This window comes from Burkholderia sp. BC1 (assembly GCF_052683555.1).
Map to the genome: position 1 here is coordinate 84,159 of NZ_JBQYLP010000015.1, position 15,049 is coordinate 99,207.

A 15,049-nucleotide genomic window follows, 5' to 3' on the forward strand; every position below is an offset into this window, starting at 1 on the left:
GCGTACATGAATCACCTAGAAGCACGCGCCGGCCATCCGGGCGCGACGAGTCCGGAAGTGTCGGTCGTGATCCCCGTGTATAACGAGGAAGACGGCCTCGCCGCGCTGTTCGCGCGGCTCTATCCGGCGCTCGACGCGCTCGGCACGTCATACGAAGTGATCCTGGTCAACGACGGCAGCCGCGACCGCTCGGCCGCGATGCTCGCCGACCAGTTCCACGTGCGTCCCGACACGACGCGCGTCGTGCTGCTCAACGGCAACTACGGCCAGCACATGGCGATCCTCGCCGGCTTCGCGCAGTCGCGCGGCGAAATCGTCGTCACGCTCGACGCCGATCTGCAGAATCCGCCCGAGGAAATCGGCAAGCTGATCGCGAAGATGCGCGAGGGCTACGACTACGTCGGCTCGATTCGCAAGCAGCGTCAGGACAGCCTCTGGCGCCGCAAGGCCTCGCAGATGATGAACCGTCTGCGCGAACGCATCACGCGGATCAAGATGACCGACCAGGGCTGCATGCTGCGCGCGTACAGCCGCCGCATCATCGACACGATCAACGTCTGCGGCGAAGTCAACACGTTCATCCCGGCGCTCGCGTATACGTTCGCGCAGAACCCGACGGAGATCGAAGTCGCGCACGAGGAACGCTTCGCGGGCCAGTCGAAGTATTCGCTGTACAGCCTGATCCGCCTGAATTTCGACCTCGTGACCGGCTTCTCGGTCGTGCCGCTGCAATGGCTGTCGTTCATCGGCGTGATCCTGTCGCTCGGCTCCGCGGCGCTGTTCGTGCTGCTGCTCGTGCGGCGCTTCATCGTCGGCGCGGAAGTGCAAGGCGTGTTCACGCTGTTCGCGATCACGTTCTTCCTGCTCGGCGTGATCATCTTCGCGCTCGGGCTGCTCGGCGAATACGTCGGCCGCATCTATCAGCAGGTGCGAGCGCGGCCGCGCTACCTGATCCAGGCCGTGCTCGAGCAGCACGACGGCGTGCCGGCCGTGCCGGCCGGCGCGAAGGCGCGCTCGGAGGCGAGCTCATGAAGCCGCGCGCGGTCGTTTTCGCGTATCACAACGTCGGCGTGCGCTGCCTGCAGGTACTGCTCGCGCGCGGCGTCGACGTCGCGCTCGTCGTCACGCACGAAGACAATCCGAACGAGAACATCTGGTTCGGCAGCGTCGCGTCGGTCGCGGCCGAGCACGGCATTCCGGTCGTCACGCCGTCCGACCCCGCCGATCCGGCGCTGCGCCGCGCGGTATCGAACGCGCAGCCCGATTTCATTTTCTCGTTCTACTACCGGCACATGCTGCCGACCGACCTGCTCGCGATCGCGCCGCGCGGCGCGTACAACATGCATGGCTCGCTGCTGCCGAAGTACCGGGGTCGCGTCCCGACGAACTGGGCCGTGCTGAACGGCGAAACGGAAACGGGCGCGACGCTGCACGAAATGGCCGCGAAGCCCGACGCCGGCGCGATCGTCGGCCAGACCGCGGTGCCGATCCTGCCCGACGACACGGCCGCGCAGGTATTCGACAAGGTCACGGTGGCGGCCGAGCAGACGCTCTGGCGCGTCTTGCCCGCGCTGCTGGCCGGCGAGGCGCCGCATCTGCCGAACGATCTGGCCGCCGGCAGCTACTACGGCGGGCGCAAGCCCGAGGACGGCCGCATCGACTGGACGCAGCCGGCCGCGCAGGTCTACAACCTCGTGCGCGCGGTCGCGCCGCCGTATCCGGGTGCGTTCACCGAGCTCGCCGGCACGCGCTTTATCGTCGCGCGCGCGCGCCCGGCGGCGCCCGGCAGCGCAGCCGCCGCGGCTGCAGCGAATTTGCCGCCCGGCCTGCACGTAAGCGATAATGCGCTATTCGGCGTCTGCGGCGACAGCCGCGCGCTATCCATTCTCGAACTGCGGCAACAGCGCGACGGCCGCGAAACCGTCGTGACGCCCGCGGAATTCGCGCAGTTCATTCATTCTTCCCGTCATTCATGAAAGCAAAAAAAGTCCTGATCCTGGGTGTGAACGGCTTCATCGGTCACCACCTGTCGAAGCGCATTCTTGAAACCACCGATTGGGAAGTGTTCGGCATGGACATGCAGACCGATCGGCTCGGCGATCTCGTCAAGCACGAGCGGATGCATTTCTTCGAAGGCGACATCACGATCAACAAGGAGTGGGTCGAGTATCACGTGAAGAAGTGCGACGTGATCCTGCCGCTCGTCGCGATCGCGACGCCCGCGACCTACGTCCAGCAGCCGCTGCGCGTGTTCGAACTCGACTTCGAGGCGAACCTGCCGATCGTGCGTTCGGCCGTCAAGTACGGCAAGCACCTCGTGTTCCCGTCGACGTCGGAAGTCTACGGGATGTGCTCGGACGAGCAGTTCGACCCGGACGCGTCCGCCCTCACCTACGGCCCGATCAACAAGCCGCGCTGGATCTACGCCTGCTCGAAGCAGCTGATGGATCGCGTGATCTGGGGCTATGGGATGGAAGGCCTGAACTTCACGCTGTTCCGTCCGTTCAACTGGATCGGCCCGGGCCTCGACTCGATCTACACGCCGAAGGAAGGCAGCTCGCGCGTCGTCACGCAGTTCCTCGGCCACATCGTGCGCGGCGAGAACATCAGCCTCGTCGACGGCGGCTCGCAGAAGCGCGCGTTCACCGACATCGACGACGGCATCAGCGCGCTGATGAAGATCATCGAGAATCCGAACGGCATCGCCTCGGGCAAGATCTACAACATCGGGAATCCGAACAACAACTTCTCGGTGCGCGAACTCGCGAACAAGATGCTCGAGCTGGCCGCCGAATTCCCCGAGTATGCGGATTCCGCCAAGCAGGTGCGACTCGTCGAGACCACGTCGGGCGCGTACTACGGCAACGGCTACCAGGACGTGCAGAACCGCGTGCCGAAGATCGACAACACGATGCAGGAGCTCGGCTGGGCGCCGCAATCGACGTTCGACGACGCGCTGCGCAAGATCTTCGAAGCGTATCGCGGCCACGTCGCCGACGCGCGCGCACTCGTCGAGCAACAAGGCTGACGGGACGCTCGCTTGGCTCGCATCGTTCTCAAGATCGACGTCGACACGCTGCGCGGCACGCGTGAAGGCGTGCCGAATCTCGCGCGCATCTTCGACCGCTTCAACGCGCGCGCGACCTTCCTGTTCAGCCTCGGCCCCGATCACACGGGCTGGGCGTTGCGCCGCGTGTTTCGGCCCGGCTTCCTGAAGAAGGTGTCGCGCACGTCGGTGGTCGAACACTACGGCGTGAAGCAGCTGATGTACGGCGTGCTGCTGCCCGGCCCCGACATCGGCCGCCGCGCGGTCGCCGACATGCGCGCGATCCACGAGGCCGGCTTCGAATGCGGCATCCATACGTGGGACCACGTGTACTGGCAGGACAACGTCCGCGTGCGCGACCGCGACTGGACGGTACGCGAGATGCAGAAGAGTCATGCGCGCTTCGCCGAGATCTTCGGCGCACCGCCCGTCACGCACGGCGCGGCCGGCTGGCAGATGAACGATGCGGCGTTCGAGCAGATCGACGCATGGGGCATGCGTTATGCGTCCGACGGGCGCGGCCACTCGCCGTATCTGCCGGTCGTTCGCGGTCGCACGCTGTCGCACGTGCAGATGCCGACCACGCTGCCGACGCTCGATGAAGTGCTCGGCGTCGACGGCATCGACACGCACAACGTCGCCGCGCACATTCTGCAGTTCACCGAAACCAATCCGCACGACCAGGTGTTCACGCTGCACGCGGAGCTCGAAGGCCAGAAGCTCGCGCCCGTGTTCGAACAGCTGCTTGCCGGCTGGCGCGCGCAGGGTCATACGTTCGCGACGATGGGCGACTACCATGCGACGCTGGACCGCGATTCGCTGCCATCGTACCCTGTCGCGTGGGGCGAAATCCCCGGCCGCTCCGGCGAACTGATCGTCCAGCCCGACTGAAGTTCGCACGCGCATGCGCGGCGCGCCGGCGCGGCCCGTCGCGAACGGCGCCGCCGCGGCGGCGCCTTTCCATAACAACAGGAGAAACACGTGTCCGTCGAAGTAGACCGTCAAGTTCCCGATTTCACCGCACCGGCCACGGGCGGCGACCTGTCGCTGTCCGACCTGCGCGGCAAGAAGCTCGTGCTGTATTTCTATCCGAAGGACAATACGCCGGGCTGCACGACCGAAGGCCTGCAGTTTCGCGATCTCTATCCGAAGTTCAAGAAGGCCGGCGCGGAAATCGTCGGCGTGTCGCGCGACAGCCTGCGCTCGCACGACAATTTCAAGGCGAAGCTCGAACTGCCGTTCCCGCTGATTTCCGATGCCGACGAAGCGCTGTGCACGCTGTTCGATGTCATCAAGATGAAGAAAATGTATGGCAAGGAAGTGCGCGGCATCGAGCGCTCGACGTTCCTGATCGACGCCGACGGCGTGCTTCGTCAGGCATGGCGCGGCATCAAGGTACCCGGTCACGTGGACGACGTGCTAAGTGCTGTACAAGCGCTTTGAGGCGCGTTATATTGGGCCGCAATGAATGCCAGTTCGCCCCATATTTCTCGTAGCTGCGCCGGTGCTTTCCGGCATCTGACGCGCATCACGACGGTATCAGCCGAGCCGCATGTCCCTGTCCACGGGGCAGCGGCTTTTTTTATGGACTGCGCGCCGGCACTCGGTCCGGCCCCTACCCCGTCAAGGAGTTGATCGACACTTAGGCGAACCGGCTAGACGAAATTCCTGTGCGCCACCGCGCGCAAACTGCATGCGTCATCACGCAGGATGCGATCAGCGGCGCACGTCATGCGACACGATTCCTCCCGAGGGACACCATGCCTTTGCCTACTGCCCCCAGCAAGCTCGGCAGCCTGCTGCCGCCCGATGAATACAAGGCGAAAGCGCGGCCCGCGAAAGCCGCGAAGAAAACCGCCGAAGGGGACGCATCCACATCCGCAGACTACGGCGCGGCCAGCGTGGCCCAGCCGATGACCGAAGCCGCGAACACCGCCGCACCGCTGCGGGCCGTCGCGTCGGCGCAGGAAGCCGCGAGCGCGACCACGCGTACGCGCAAGACGCGCCAGACCGCCGCGCTGCTGCAGCCGATGCCGGCCGCCGCACCCGCAGCACCGGTCGTCGCACGCGACGAGCGGCCCGCCGCCGCCAAACCTGCGGCCGCACCGGCGCGCGACACGGGCGCGACGACCAAGGCGCGCGGGCGCAAGACCGCCGAAGCCGAACTGCAGAAGCTGTTCGTCCTCGATACGAACGTGCTGATGCACGATCCGAGCAGCCTGTTCCGGTTCGAGGAACACGACGTCTATCTGCCGATGATGACGCTCGAGGAACTCGACAACCACAAGAAAGGGATGTCCGAAGTCGCGCGCAATGCGCGTCAGGTGAGTCGCACGCTCGATGCGCTCGTCGCCGACGCGGGCCCGATCTCGGCCGGCATTCCGCTGTCGCGCCTCGGCAATCGCGATGCGCTCGGCCGCCTGTACTTCCAGACGAAGCTCGCCGACATCGCGCCCGTCGAAGGGCTGCCCGAAGGCAAGGCCGACAACCAGATCCTCGGCGTCGTGCGCGCGCTGCAGCGCGACCGGCCCGATCGTCAGGTCGTGCTGGTGTCGAAAGACATCAACATGCGGATCAAGGCGCATGCGCTGGGCCTGCCCGCGGAAGACTACTTCAACGACCAGGTGCTCGAGGACAAGGATCTCCTCTACACCGGCGTGCGCGAACTGCCGCAGGACTTCTGGACCCGCCATGCGAAAGGCATGGAGAGCTGGCAGGACACGAAGACGGGCACCACGTACTACCGCGTGACGGGCCCGCTCGTCGCGTCGATGCTCGTCAACGAGTTCGTCTATCTCGAGCCGCAGAACGGCGAGCCGACGTTCCATGCGATCGTGCGCGAGCTGAACGGCAAGACGGCGCTGCTGCAGACGCTGCGCGACTACAGCCATCACAAGAACAACGTGTGGGGCATCACGGCGCGCAACCGCGAGCAGAACTTCGCGCTGAACCTGCTGATGAACCCCGACATCGACTTCGTCACGCTGCTCGGCCAGGCCGGCACCGGCAAGACGCTCGTCGCGCTCGCGGCCGGCCTCGCGCAGGTGCTCGACGACAAGCGCTACAACGAGATCATCGTCACGCGCGCGACCGTGCCGGTCGGCGAGGACATCGGCTTTCTGCCGGGCACCGAGGAAGAGAAGATGCAGCCGTGGATGGGCGCCTTCGACGACAACCTCGAAGTGCTGCAGAAGACCGACGACGCAGCCGGCGAATGGGGTCGCGCCGCGACGCAGGAGCTGATCCGCTCGCGCCTGAAGGTCAAGAGCATGAACTTCATGCGCGGCCGCACGTTCGTCGACAAGTATCTGATCATCGACGAAGCGCAGAACCTGACGCCGAAACAGATGAAGACGCTCGTCACGCGTGCCGGCCCCGGCACGAAGATCGTGTGCCTCGGCAACATCGCGCAGATCGACACGCCTTATCTGACCGAAGGCAGCTCGGGCCTCACCTACGTCGTCGACCGCTTCAAGGGCTGGGGCCACAGCGGCCACGTGACGCTCGCGCGCGGCGAACGCTCGCGCCTCGCCGATTACGCGTCCGACATCCTCTGACGCACGGCGCCGGCCGCTCGGCCGGTTTCCGACACCTGACGGCGCTCCGCTTCCGGAGCGCCGTTTTATTTTGAGGGTCGGATTCGTCGATAACGCGCCGTTACGAAAACCACGACGGTTTACGCGCGAAACTTCAAGTAAATTCTCAGGAATGGTTGCGCAAGCCCCGTCGGAGCGTCTACCATCGGGCCTATCCGTCGTCATACGAATCAGGGTGCGCCGCGCCCGTTCCGTCTTTCATGCTTCGAATCTGGGTTCCCGTCGCCGTCGTTTCGCTGCTTGCGGCCTGCTCCAGCGTGCCGCCGCAGACGGCGTCGCGCTCGTCCGGCATGACGATCAAGACGCCGCGCGCGTTCCCACCGCCCGCCAATTTCCCGAAATTCGTCGATCACAGCGTCGGCCAGGAAGAAATTTCGATCCAGGCGATGAGCCTCGTCGGCGTACCGTATCGCTGGGGCGGCAACACGCCCGCGAGCGGCTTCGACTGCAGCGGGCTCGTGCGCTACGTGATGGACCGCGCGGCCGACGTGAACCTGCCGCGTACGACGGCCGACATGAGCAGCCGCGGCGTGTCGATCGAACCCGACCAGATCGCGCCCGGCGACCTGATTTTCTTCAACACGACCGGCCGCCCGCATTCGCATGTCGGCATCTATGTCGGCAAGCTCCGCTTCGTGAATGCGCCGTCGACGGGCGGGACCGTGCGGCTCGATTACCTGACCAATCCGTATTGGGCGAAGCGCTTCGACGGCATTCGCCGCGTCGCGCCGCCGCGCGCGAAGCCGACGCCGTTCGATGCGCCGACGTACGAAGCGCGGCGCGACGAGTCGCGCACGGCGGCGACGGCGGCTGTATCGGCGCCGACGCCGGCCGCCCCCGCACCCGTCGTGACGGCCGCGGCATCGCAGCCGCCGGCTTATGCGGAGACGCAAGCACGACGCGTATCGGCGGCACCGCCCGCGGCCGTCGCCGCGGCAGCCGCGCCCGTATCGACAACATCGACTGTATCGACTGCGGCAGCCGCGCCTGCGGATCCGTACGAGCCGCCGCCGGCCCGCTTGTCCGCGGCCCGGCAACAGGCGGCGTCCGCGGGCGGCGACGCGATCGCCGCGACGTCGAATATGATGCCGGCCGGCACACCGGAAGTCGGCACGCCGATTCCGACGACGGCGCTGACCGCCGCGGAAGCCGCCGCATTCGATGCCGAACCGCCGGCTGCCGCCGCGCCGTCGCGCAATAGCGAGCCGGCCGCCGTTCAGGTGCTGCGCGCGTCGACGCAGTCCGCGCCGGTCGGCGCCCGCACCGGCACGGCCGACGACCCGATCGCCCGCTTCGCGAACGGCAGCTACTGACGCCCTCGGGCCGGCACGCCGGGTTCACGTACGTCGAGGGATCCCCACACTATCGTGGCACGCTGTCCGCATTGAGCGGCTTAAGCCGCCATCGTTTCACCTGCTTCCCGATCGCATCGGTGACCGGCTTCCCTGCCGATTCATCGTCTACGACAACCGATCGCTATGCTTAGCAGACACGCGCTGCCGCACGCCAAAAAAAAAGCGCCGCAGCCTGTTCGGCATGCGGCGCCCTTTTCTCGAAGCGGCGACCGGATCGCGCGCCGGAATCAGAAGATCCGGTGCCCGAGCCACCAGCCGCCGGCGGCGATCAGCGCCGATGCGGGAATCGTCAGCACCCACGCCCACACGATGTTGCCGGCAACACCCCAGCGCACGGCCGACAGCTTCTGCGTCGCGCCGACACCGACGATCGCGCCGGTGATCGTGTGCGTCGTCGATACCGGAATGCCGAGGAACGACGCGACGAACAGCGTGATCGCACCGCCGCTTTCCGCACAGAAGCCGCCGACCGGCTTCAGCTTCGTGATCTTCTGGCCCATCGTGCGCACGATGCGCCAGCCGCCGAACAGCGTGCCGAGGCCCATCGACAGATAGCAGGCGCCGATCACCCAGGCAGGCGGCGCATCGGACGTCGCCGACGCGTAGCCGGACGCGATCAGCAGCATCCAGATGATGCCGATCGTCTTCTGCGCGTCGTTGCCGCCGTGACCGAGGCTATAGAGCCCGGCCGACAGCAGCTGCAGCCGGCGGAAGCGCCGGTCGACCTTGCTCGGTGCGGTACGGAAATACAGCCACGACACGCCGAGCATGAACAGCGAGCCGAGAATGAAGCCGAGCAGCGGCGAAATGAAGATGAACGCGACGGTCTTCATCAGCCCGTCGACATTCAGTGCGCTCCAGCCCGATTTCGCGAGTGCGGAGCCGACCAGCCCGCCGATCAGCGCGTGCGACGAGCTCGACGGAATCCCGTAGTACCACGTGATCACGTTCCAGCCGATCGCGCCGACGAGCGCGCCGAACACGACGTAGTGATCGACGATCTCCGGATCGATCGTGCCTTTGCCGACGGTCTGCGCGACTTTCAGATGGAAGATGAAATACGCGATCACGTTGAAGGCCGCCGCGAACACGACGGCCTGCTGCGGCTTCAGCACCCCGGTCGACACGACGGTGGCGATCGAGTTCGCCGCGTCGTGGAAGCCGTTCATGAAGTCGAATACGAGCGCGACGAGCACCAGCGTCGCGACCATCCATAGGGCGAGTTGTATCGAATGCATCGTGATCCGCTCAGGCGTTTTCCAGCACGATGCCTTCGATGATGTTCGCGACGTCCTCGCACTTGTCGGTGATCTCCTCGAGCAGTTCGTAGATCGCCTTCAGCTTGATGAGCGTCTTCACGTCGTCTTCCTCGCGGAACAGCTTCGACATCGCCGCACGCAGCACGCGGTCGGCCTCGGACTCCCAGCGGTCGATTTCCTCGCACTGCTTGAGGATCTGCGCGGACTGCTTCATGTCGGACAGCAGCGCGACGGCCTGCTGAACGTGCTGCGCCGACTGCGTGACGATGTGCGCGAGCTGGCTCGCTTCCGACGTGACGGACTGCACGTCGTACAGCGACACGGCCGTCGCGACGTCTTCCATCAGGTCGAGGATGTCGTCCATCGTCGTGATCAGCTTGTGGATCTCGTCGCGATCGAGCGGCGTGATGAAGGTCTTGTGCAGCAGATCGATCGCTTCGTGCGTCAGCTTGTCGGCGGCTTTCTCCGCCGTCTGCACGTTTTGCTTGTGAATCTCGGCGTCGGCGAGATTGTCGATCAGCAGTTCGAGCTCGCGGCCACCGGAAACGATGTGCTTCGCGTGCGCATTGAAGAGTTCAAAGAACTTGCCCTCGGTGGGCATGAATCGACCGAACATGGGATTCCTGAGAGATTGTCAAACGACTGTCACGAAAACGGGCGACATTGTACCGTTTCCGGTGACGGCGCGACGCGCGCATGCGCGCGCGCCGGACGGGATACAACGTTTGGCTAAATAGGGGTTTACATCCGGCGTTACTCGCCGTAGAAGTTCTGCGCCCCTGCAAAGTTGTCGAACTTCGTGTATTGGCCCAGGAACGTGAGCCGAACGGGACCGATCGGGCCGTTACGCTGCTTGCCGATGATGATCTCGGCCGTCCCCTTGTCCGGGCTGTCCGGATTGTAGACTTCGTCGCGATAAATGAACAGGATCACGTCCGCGTCCTGTTCGATAGCGCCCGATTCGCGCAGGTCGGACATCACCGGGCGCTTGTTCGGACGCTGTTCGAGGCCGCGGTTCAGCTGCGACAGCGCGATCACCGGCACGTCGAGTTCCTTCGCGAGGCTCTTCAGCGAGCGCGAGATTTCCGAGATCTCGGTGGCGCGGTTTTCGCCCTGCGACGAGCCCGACATCAGCTGCAGATAGTCGACGATGATCAGCCCGAGCTTGCCGCACTGCCGCGCGAGACGCCGCGCGCGCGAGCGCAGTTCCATCGGGTTCAGGCCGCCCGTCTCGTCGATGAACAGCTGCGCTTCGCTCATCTTCTGCACGGCGTGCGTGAGCTTCGGCCAATCCTCGTCGGTGAGGCGGCCCGTACGCATGCGGTGCTGATCGAGCCGGCCGATCGAGCCGAGCATCCGCATCACGAGCTGCGTGCCCGGCATTTCCATCGAGAACACCGCGACCGGCAGCCCGTACTCGACCGCGACGTATTCGCCGATGTTCATCGAGAACGCGGTCTTGCCCATCGACGGCCGCCCGGCGACGATGATCAGCTCGCCGCCGTGCATGCCCGACGTCATGCGATCGAGATCGACGAAGCCGGTCGGCGTGCCGGTGACGTCGCTCGGGTTCGCGGTGTGATAGAGCGTGTCGATCCGCTCGACGACCTGCGTGAGCAGCGGACCGATCTCGAGAAAGCCCTGATTGCCGCGCGCGCCCTCTTCGGCGATCGAGAACACCTTCGCTTCGGCTTCGTCGAGCAGCTGGCGGACTTCCTTGCCCTGCGGATTGAACGCATCGGCCGAGATTTCGTCGGCGACCGACACGAGCCGGCGCAGCACCGCACGGTCGCGCACGATCTCCGCATAGCGGCGGATGTTCGCCGCACTCGGCGTGTTCTGCGCGAGCGCGTTCAGATAGGCGAGACCGCCGACTTCGTCGGCCTTGCCGGACGTCGTCAGCGCTTCGAACACCGTCACGACGTCGGCCGGACGCGTGGCCGCGATCAGCCGGCCGATATGCTCGAAGATGATCCGATGGTCGTAACGATAGAAGTCGCTCTGCGACAGGAAATCGGCAATCCGGTCCCATGCCGCGTTGTCGAGCAACAGGCCGCCCAGCACCGACTGCTCGGCTTCGACCGAGTGCGGCGGGACTTTCAGCGATTCGATTTGTGGATCTTGCGGCGCGTTCATGGGTTGGGATTATCGCGAATTGCCGGCCGCGACGCCAGTTCGTCGCCGGCGATCGGCCAACAAAAAAGGCAGGCCCCGGTTGCCCGGGCGCCTGCCCCTGTCCGGGCGGCGTGTGCCGCCCGGCAAGTGTTGCGTACGCTTACGCGTGGTCGCCGATCACGTTGATCGTGACGTCGACGACGACGTCCGTATGCAGCGCGACCTGAACGCCGTGCTCGCCGATCATCTTCAGCGGGCCTTCCGGCATGCGAACCTGCGACTTCTCGACATCGAAGCCGGCCTTCTTCAGCAGTTCCGCGACGTCCGCGTTCGTGACCGAGCCGAACAGACGGCCGTCCACGCCCGACTTCTGCGTGATTTCGAACGACTGGCCGTTCAGCTTCTCGCCGACAGCCTGCGAAGCCGCCAGCTTTTCAGCCGCGATCTTCTCGAGCTCTGCACGGCGCACTTCGAATTCGGCGATCGCTTCCTTCGTCGCACGGCGAGCCTTGCGGTTCGGGATCAGGAAGTTGCGAGCGTAACCGTCCTTGACCTTGACGATATCGCCGAGGTTGCCCAGATTGGCGACTTTTTCCAACAGAATGATTTGCATTCGAATTCTCCTTATTGCGTCGCCTGATTACGCCTTGTGCTGATCGGTGTACGGCAGCAGCGCGAGGAAGCGTGCGCGCTTGATTGCCGTGTCCAGCTGACGCTGATAGTGCGCCTTCGTACCCGTCAGACGGGCCGGCGTGATCTTGCCGTTTTCGCCGATGAAGTCCTTCAGCGTTTCCGTGTCCTTGTAGTCGATCTGCTCGACGCCGGCTGCCGTGAAGCGGCAGAACTTCTTGCGCTTGAAGAGCGGGTTTTGTTGCTGACGACGCTTGTCGAATTTCTTACCAGTGGGGCGGGCCATGTTCAGTCCTTTCCAATGTCCTGCAATGCTGTGATGTGAAACACCAAGGTTCGCGCGTTGCGGCTTTTCTTTGCCAGGAAGCCCGTGAACAGCGTCTCGACGCCGAGTTCACACTGCTCCAGCCTGCCGCTCGCGTCGCCGGCCGCCACCGCCTCGATCGTCATTTCGACCTGACGGGGAATGCCTGCTTCGACGACTTCCGTGCGGTGCTGCAACGTCGCGCTCGCGATCGGAACGCCGGCGGGCGTGTATCGCACCGCTGCGCGCTCGACGACGCTTGCCGTCAATTGCAACCTGTTCACGTGAGTGGCGTGCTCCTTGGTGGCTTAATCGAGACGAGCTTAAGCCTGCGCTTCGGTCGGCTGAGCGGCAGCCGCCTTCTTGGCTTCTTCGCGCTGAACTTCCTTCATCATCGGCGACGGGCCGGTTTCGGCCTTCTTCATCTTGACGATGAGGTGACGCAGCACGGCGTCGTTGAACTTGAACGCGTGTTCGAGTTCGTCGAGCGTCGTCTGGTCGCACTCGATGTTCATGCAGACGTAGTGAGCCTTCGCGAGTTTCTCGATCATGTAGGCCAGCTGGCGACGGCCCCAGTCTTCGACACGGTGGATCTGGCCGCCGTGCGAGGTGATCGTGGTCTTGTAACGCTCGATCATCGCGGGCACTTGCTCGCTCTGATCGGGGTGCACGATGAAGACGATTTCGTAATGACGCATTACACACTCCTTGTGGATAGAAGCCACCCGGGCGTCTGAACCGGTGTGGCAAGTGAGAAGCCGAAGATTCTAACCCGGATACGCGCCGTGTGCAATGCCGATCGGCGATTCGCCGCCCGATTCGGCCGTGTTTTCAATCACTTGAGGGGCTGCCGCGCCGCGCGGCGCTCGCGGCGCGCATGCATTTTGGAATATCGGGACGGAACGCGGCGTGCGTCGGTGCCGGGCTGCGTCGGCGCCGGGCTGCGGCGCGGGCGGGACCGACGAGTCCGCCTCGTTCACCGCCCCGCCGCTTCGCCCACCGGCGTCATTGTTCGCCGCCGGCCGCGCCGATGCGCGCCGATAGCGCCGCGCGGAACGCCGCGAGCGCCGACGGCTCCGCGTCGGTCACGGCCCACCAGGTCATGCCGGCCGCCGTCCAGCGATCGACGGCGTAACCCTGCGACACGGTCGCGTACGGCGCGGCGCGTCCGTCGCCCGCCGGCGACACGTAGACGTCGATCACATGCTGCCGATAGCGGTACACGAGCACCGCGACGCGGCGTCGGTCGACATAGTCGAGCCGGCCGCCGACGAGGACGAAGCCGTTCGCGCCGAGGTCCTCGACCGGCGGCGCGTAGTCGAGCCGCCCGTTGAACCACGGCTTGACCGTGTGCCGATCGGTCGAGATCACGTCGATATCGCGCGCGGACAACCCCGCGCGCACGTGGCTCGCGACCAGTTCGTCGACCGTGCGGTCGGTCTCGGCGCGATGCGCGGACACCGCGATGCCGCCCGCTGCCGCCAGCGCGACGACGAGCGCAACGCCCCAGCCGAGCCCCGGCAGCGCCGGCGCGCGCGTGCCCGATGCCGCGGCAGCCGGGCGCGCGGACGCGGCGCGACCGCCGAGCCATGAAAACCGCCGGCGACCGCGCGGCTGCGACCGGGGCTGGGGCTGCGCCTGAAATCCGTCGTTGCGCGCCCGTTCCGGCCCCGTTCGATCGCCCATCGGCGCAGTCGCCGCCTCCGCCTGCGGCTGCAGCGCGGCGATCCGCGCGCGCAGCGCGTCCGGCGCGCGATGATAGTCGGCGGCCCGCACGGCATGCGAGAGCGCGACGATCCGCTCGCGCTCGCGCCGGCACAGCTCGCATTCGTCGACGTGCTGCTGGACCCGCAGCGCATCCGGCGGCGACAGCTCGCGGTCGACGTCCGCATCCAGCAGCGCGCGCGCTTCGTTACAGTCCATCGATAGCCTCCGATGCCGATCCGCCGGCCGGCGTGCGCGCCGCCCGCTCGCCGCGCGCCGGCACGGCTTCCTCGCCGAGCAGCGCGGCGAGCCGCCGACGGCCGCGCGCGAGCCGCGACATCACGGTGCCGATCGGCACGTCCGCGATCGCCGCGATTTCGCGATAGCTGAGATCCTCCATCTCGCGCAGCACGAGCACCTCGCGGTACCCGGCAGGCAGCTTCGCGAGCGCCGCGTTGACGAGCCGGACGTTTTCGCCGCGCAGCAGCTGCGCGAGCGGATCGGCCGTCGCCGGCTGCCAGTCGTCGGGCACGTCGGCGTCCTCGAGCGTGTCGGGCGCGGCGACTTCGTGCGCATGCGTGCGCCGCCGCCATTCGCTGTACCACGTGTGCCGCACGATCGTCAGCAGCCACGGCCGCGCGTTGTCGCCGCGGCACGAATCGACGAAACGCAGCGCACGCATGCAAGCCTCCTGCACGACGTCGTCCGCGTCGCTCGCGCTGCCGCTCAGCCAGCGCGCGAGGTTGTACGCGGCATCGAGGTGCGGCAGCACGAGCGCGCGAAACCGCTCGCCGCGCGCCGCCGCATCGCCTGCTGTCTGCCCATCGACCGGCTGTCCGGCTTGCCCCACATGGCCTCCCTGGTCCCGGCGGCCGAAGCCGCGCCCGCTGCGCGTGCGATGCCGGCCGCGCAAGTCCCGAGGCCCAAAGCCAGCCGCCACACTCTCGATGACCTTACCGCCATTGCGTCGAGTTTATTCCCGCGGCACGGGCCCGAAGCGAAAAAAACGGCAACTGGCGCGCACGGCCACTCGCCTAAGC

General features: G+C 66.0%; 16 protein-coding genes and 1 pseudogene. 7 read left to right on the top strand and 10 right to left on the bottom strand.

The features are described from left to right. The first annotated feature begins 6 nt into the window (after positions 1-6). The 5 genes from ACSHSS_RS10370 to ACSHSS_RS10390 all read left to right on the top strand — a co-directional run bounded on the left by ACSHSS_RS10370 (position 7) and on the right by ACSHSS_RS10390 (position 4,489). Positions 7-1,032 carry a glycosyltransferase gene (locus ACSHSS_RS10370; RefSeq protein WP_445544928.1) on the top strand — a complete coding sequence of 342 codons (1,026 nt, stop codon included), beginning with the start codon at positions 7-9 and terminating at the stop codon, positions 1,030-1,032. After that, the gene (locus ACSHSS_RS10375) at positions 1,029-1,976 is read left to right on the top strand and encodes a formyltransferase (RefSeq protein ID WP_445544929.1); all 948 of its coding nucleotides are present in this window, start codon (positions 1,029-1,031) and stop codon (positions 1,974-1,976) included. Before ACSHSS_RS10370 ends, ACSHSS_RS10375 begins: the two co-directional genes overlap by 4 nt. Further along, on the top strand, positions 1,973-3,028 hold the full coding sequence (locus tag ACSHSS_RS10380) for a bifunctional UDP-4-keto-pentose/UDP-xylose synthase (RefSeq protein ID WP_006402307.1): 1,056 nt from the start codon (positions 1,973-1,975) through the stop codon (positions 3,026-3,028). The genes ACSHSS_RS10375 and ACSHSS_RS10380 overlap by 4 nt, the downstream gene beginning before the upstream one ends. Positions 3,029-3,040: 12 nt before the next feature. Next, positions 3,041-3,937 (top strand): polysaccharide deacetylase family protein, encoded by an 897-nt coding sequence (locus ACSHSS_RS10385; protein WP_445544930.1) that lies wholly within the window; start codon positions 3,041-3,043, stop codon positions 3,935-3,937. 90 nt (positions 3,938-4,027) lie between these two features. Beyond that, the gene (locus tag ACSHSS_RS10390; RefSeq protein WP_006402305.1) at positions 4,028-4,489 is read left to right on the top strand and encodes a peroxiredoxin; all 462 of its coding nucleotides are present in this window, start codon (positions 4,028-4,030) and stop codon (positions 4,487-4,489) included. A gap of 180 nt (positions 4,490-4,669) precedes the next feature. Here the strand turns inward: ACSHSS_RS10390 and ACSHSS_RS10395 are convergent. Further along, a pseudogene (locus tag ACSHSS_RS10395) lies at positions 4,670-4,857 on the bottom strand (hypothetical protein). Here ACSHSS_RS10395 and ACSHSS_RS10400 point away from each other — a divergent pair. Beyond that, a complete protein-coding gene (locus ACSHSS_RS10400; RefSeq protein ID WP_059782558.1) occupies positions 4,807-6,603 on the top strand; it encodes a PhoH family protein in 1,797 nt (598 codons plus the stop codon). The pseudogene ACSHSS_RS10395 and the gene ACSHSS_RS10400 overlap by 51 nt on opposite strands. A 239-nt stretch (positions 6,604-6,842) precedes the next feature. After that, positions 6,843-7,955: a C40 family peptidase gene (locus ACSHSS_RS10405; RefSeq protein WP_217104738.1), complete on the top strand. Its 1,113-nt coding sequence runs from the start codon at positions 6,843-6,845 to the stop codon at positions 7,953-7,955. A gap of 269 nt (positions 7,956-8,224) precedes the next feature. Here the strand turns inward: ACSHSS_RS10405 and ACSHSS_RS10410 are convergent, their stop codons facing one another. The 9 genes from ACSHSS_RS10410 to ACSHSS_RS10450 all read right to left on the bottom strand — a co-directional run bounded on the left by ACSHSS_RS10410 (position 8,225) and on the right by ACSHSS_RS10450 (position 14,859). Next, a complete protein-coding gene (locus ACSHSS_RS10410; RefSeq protein ID WP_006402301.1) occupies positions 8,225-9,235 on the bottom strand; it encodes an inorganic phosphate transporter in 1,011 nt (336 codons plus the stop codon). 10 nt (positions 9,236-9,245) lie between these two features. Further along, positions 9,246-9,872, bottom strand: a complete 627-nt coding sequence (locus ACSHSS_RS10415; protein ID WP_006402300.1) for a DUF47 domain-containing protein — start codon at positions 9,870-9,872, stop codon at positions 9,246-9,248. A 137-nt stretch (positions 9,873-10,009) separates the two neighbouring features. Next, on the bottom strand, positions 10,010-11,392 hold the full coding sequence (locus ACSHSS_RS10420) for a replicative DNA helicase (RefSeq protein WP_006402298.1): 1,383 nt from the start codon (positions 11,390-11,392) through the stop codon (positions 10,010-10,012). 139 nt (positions 11,393-11,531) lie between these two features. Further along, positions 11,532-11,984 (bottom strand): 50S ribosomal protein L9, encoded by a 453-nt coding sequence (gene rplI / locus ACSHSS_RS10425; RefSeq protein ID WP_006402297.1) that lies wholly within the window; start codon positions 11,982-11,984, stop codon positions 11,532-11,534. Between the two features lie 27 nt (positions 11,985-12,011). Next, entirely contained in the window at positions 12,012-12,287 is a 276-nt protein-coding gene (gene rpsR, locus ACSHSS_RS10430; protein WP_004193360.1) for a 30S ribosomal protein S18, read from the bottom strand. A 2-nt stretch (positions 12,288-12,289) separates the two neighbouring features. Next, positions 12,290-12,589 (bottom strand): primosomal replication protein N, encoded by a 300-nt coding sequence (gene priB, locus ACSHSS_RS10435; protein ID WP_006402296.1) that lies wholly within the window; start codon positions 12,587-12,589, stop codon positions 12,290-12,292. A 39-nt stretch (positions 12,590-12,628) separates the two neighbouring features. Continuing rightward, positions 12,629-13,003: a 30S ribosomal protein S6 gene (gene rpsF / locus ACSHSS_RS10440; protein ID WP_006402295.1), complete on the bottom strand. Its 375-nt coding sequence runs from the start codon at positions 13,001-13,003 to the stop codon at positions 12,629-12,631. A gap of 307 nt (positions 13,004-13,310) precedes the next feature. Continuing rightward, on the bottom strand, positions 13,311-14,228 hold the full coding sequence (locus ACSHSS_RS10445; protein WP_445544931.1) for an anti-sigma factor family protein: 918 nt from the start codon (positions 14,226-14,228) through the stop codon (positions 13,311-13,313). Then, positions 14,218-14,859, bottom strand: a complete 642-nt coding sequence (locus tag ACSHSS_RS10450) for an RNA polymerase sigma factor (RefSeq protein ID WP_445544932.1) — start codon at positions 14,857-14,859, stop codon at positions 14,218-14,220. The genes ACSHSS_RS10445 and ACSHSS_RS10450 overlap by 11 nt, the downstream gene beginning before the upstream one ends. Positions 14,860-15,049 lie beyond the last annotated feature (190 nt).

Bases quoted from the DNA above. Each gene is read 5' to 3' on its own strand.
- ACSHSS_RS10370 (WP_445544928.1), top strand. From the start codon at position 7: ATGAATCACCTAGAAGCACGCGCCGGCCATCCGGGCGCGACGAGTCCG.
- ACSHSS_RS10375 (WP_445544929.1), top strand. From the start codon at position 1,029: ATGAAGCCGCGCGCGGTCGTTTTCGCGTATCACAACGTCGGCGTGCGC.
- ACSHSS_RS10380 (WP_006402307.1), top strand. From the start codon at position 1,973: ATGAAAGCAAAAAAAGTCCTGATCCTGGGTGTGAACGGCTTCATCGGT.
- ACSHSS_RS10400 (WP_059782558.1), top strand. From the start codon at position 4,807: ATGCCTTTGCCTACTGCCCCCAGCAAGCTCGGCAGCCTGCTGCCGCCC.
- ACSHSS_RS10405 (WP_217104738.1), top strand. From the start codon at position 6,843: ATGCTTCGAATCTGGGTTCCCGTCGCCGTCGTTTCGCTGCTTGCGGCC.
- ACSHSS_RS10410 (WP_006402301.1), bottom strand. From the start codon at position 9,235: ATGCATTCGATACAACTCGCCCTATGGATGGTCGCGACGCTGGTGCTC.
- ACSHSS_RS10415 (WP_006402300.1), bottom strand. From the start codon at position 9,872: ATGTTCGGTCGATTCATGCCCACCGAGGGCAAGTTCTTTGAACTCTTC.
- ACSHSS_RS10420 (WP_006402298.1), bottom strand. From the start codon at position 11,392: ATGAACGCGCCGCAAGATCCACAAATCGAATCGCTGAAAGTCCCGCCG.
- rplI (WP_006402297.1), bottom strand. From the start codon at position 11,984: ATGCAAATCATTCTGTTGGAAAAAGTCGCCAATCTGGGCAACCTCGGC.
- rpsR (WP_004193360.1), bottom strand. From the start codon at position 12,287: ATGGCCCGCCCCACTGGTAAGAAATTCGACAAGCGTCGTCAGCAACAA.
- rpsF (WP_006402295.1), bottom strand. From the start codon at position 13,003: ATGCGTCATTACGAAATCGTCTTCATCGTGCACCCCGATCAGAGCGAG.
- ACSHSS_RS10445 (WP_445544931.1), bottom strand. From the start codon at position 14,228: ATGGACTGTAACGAAGCGCGCGCGCTGCTGGATGCGGACGTCGACCGC.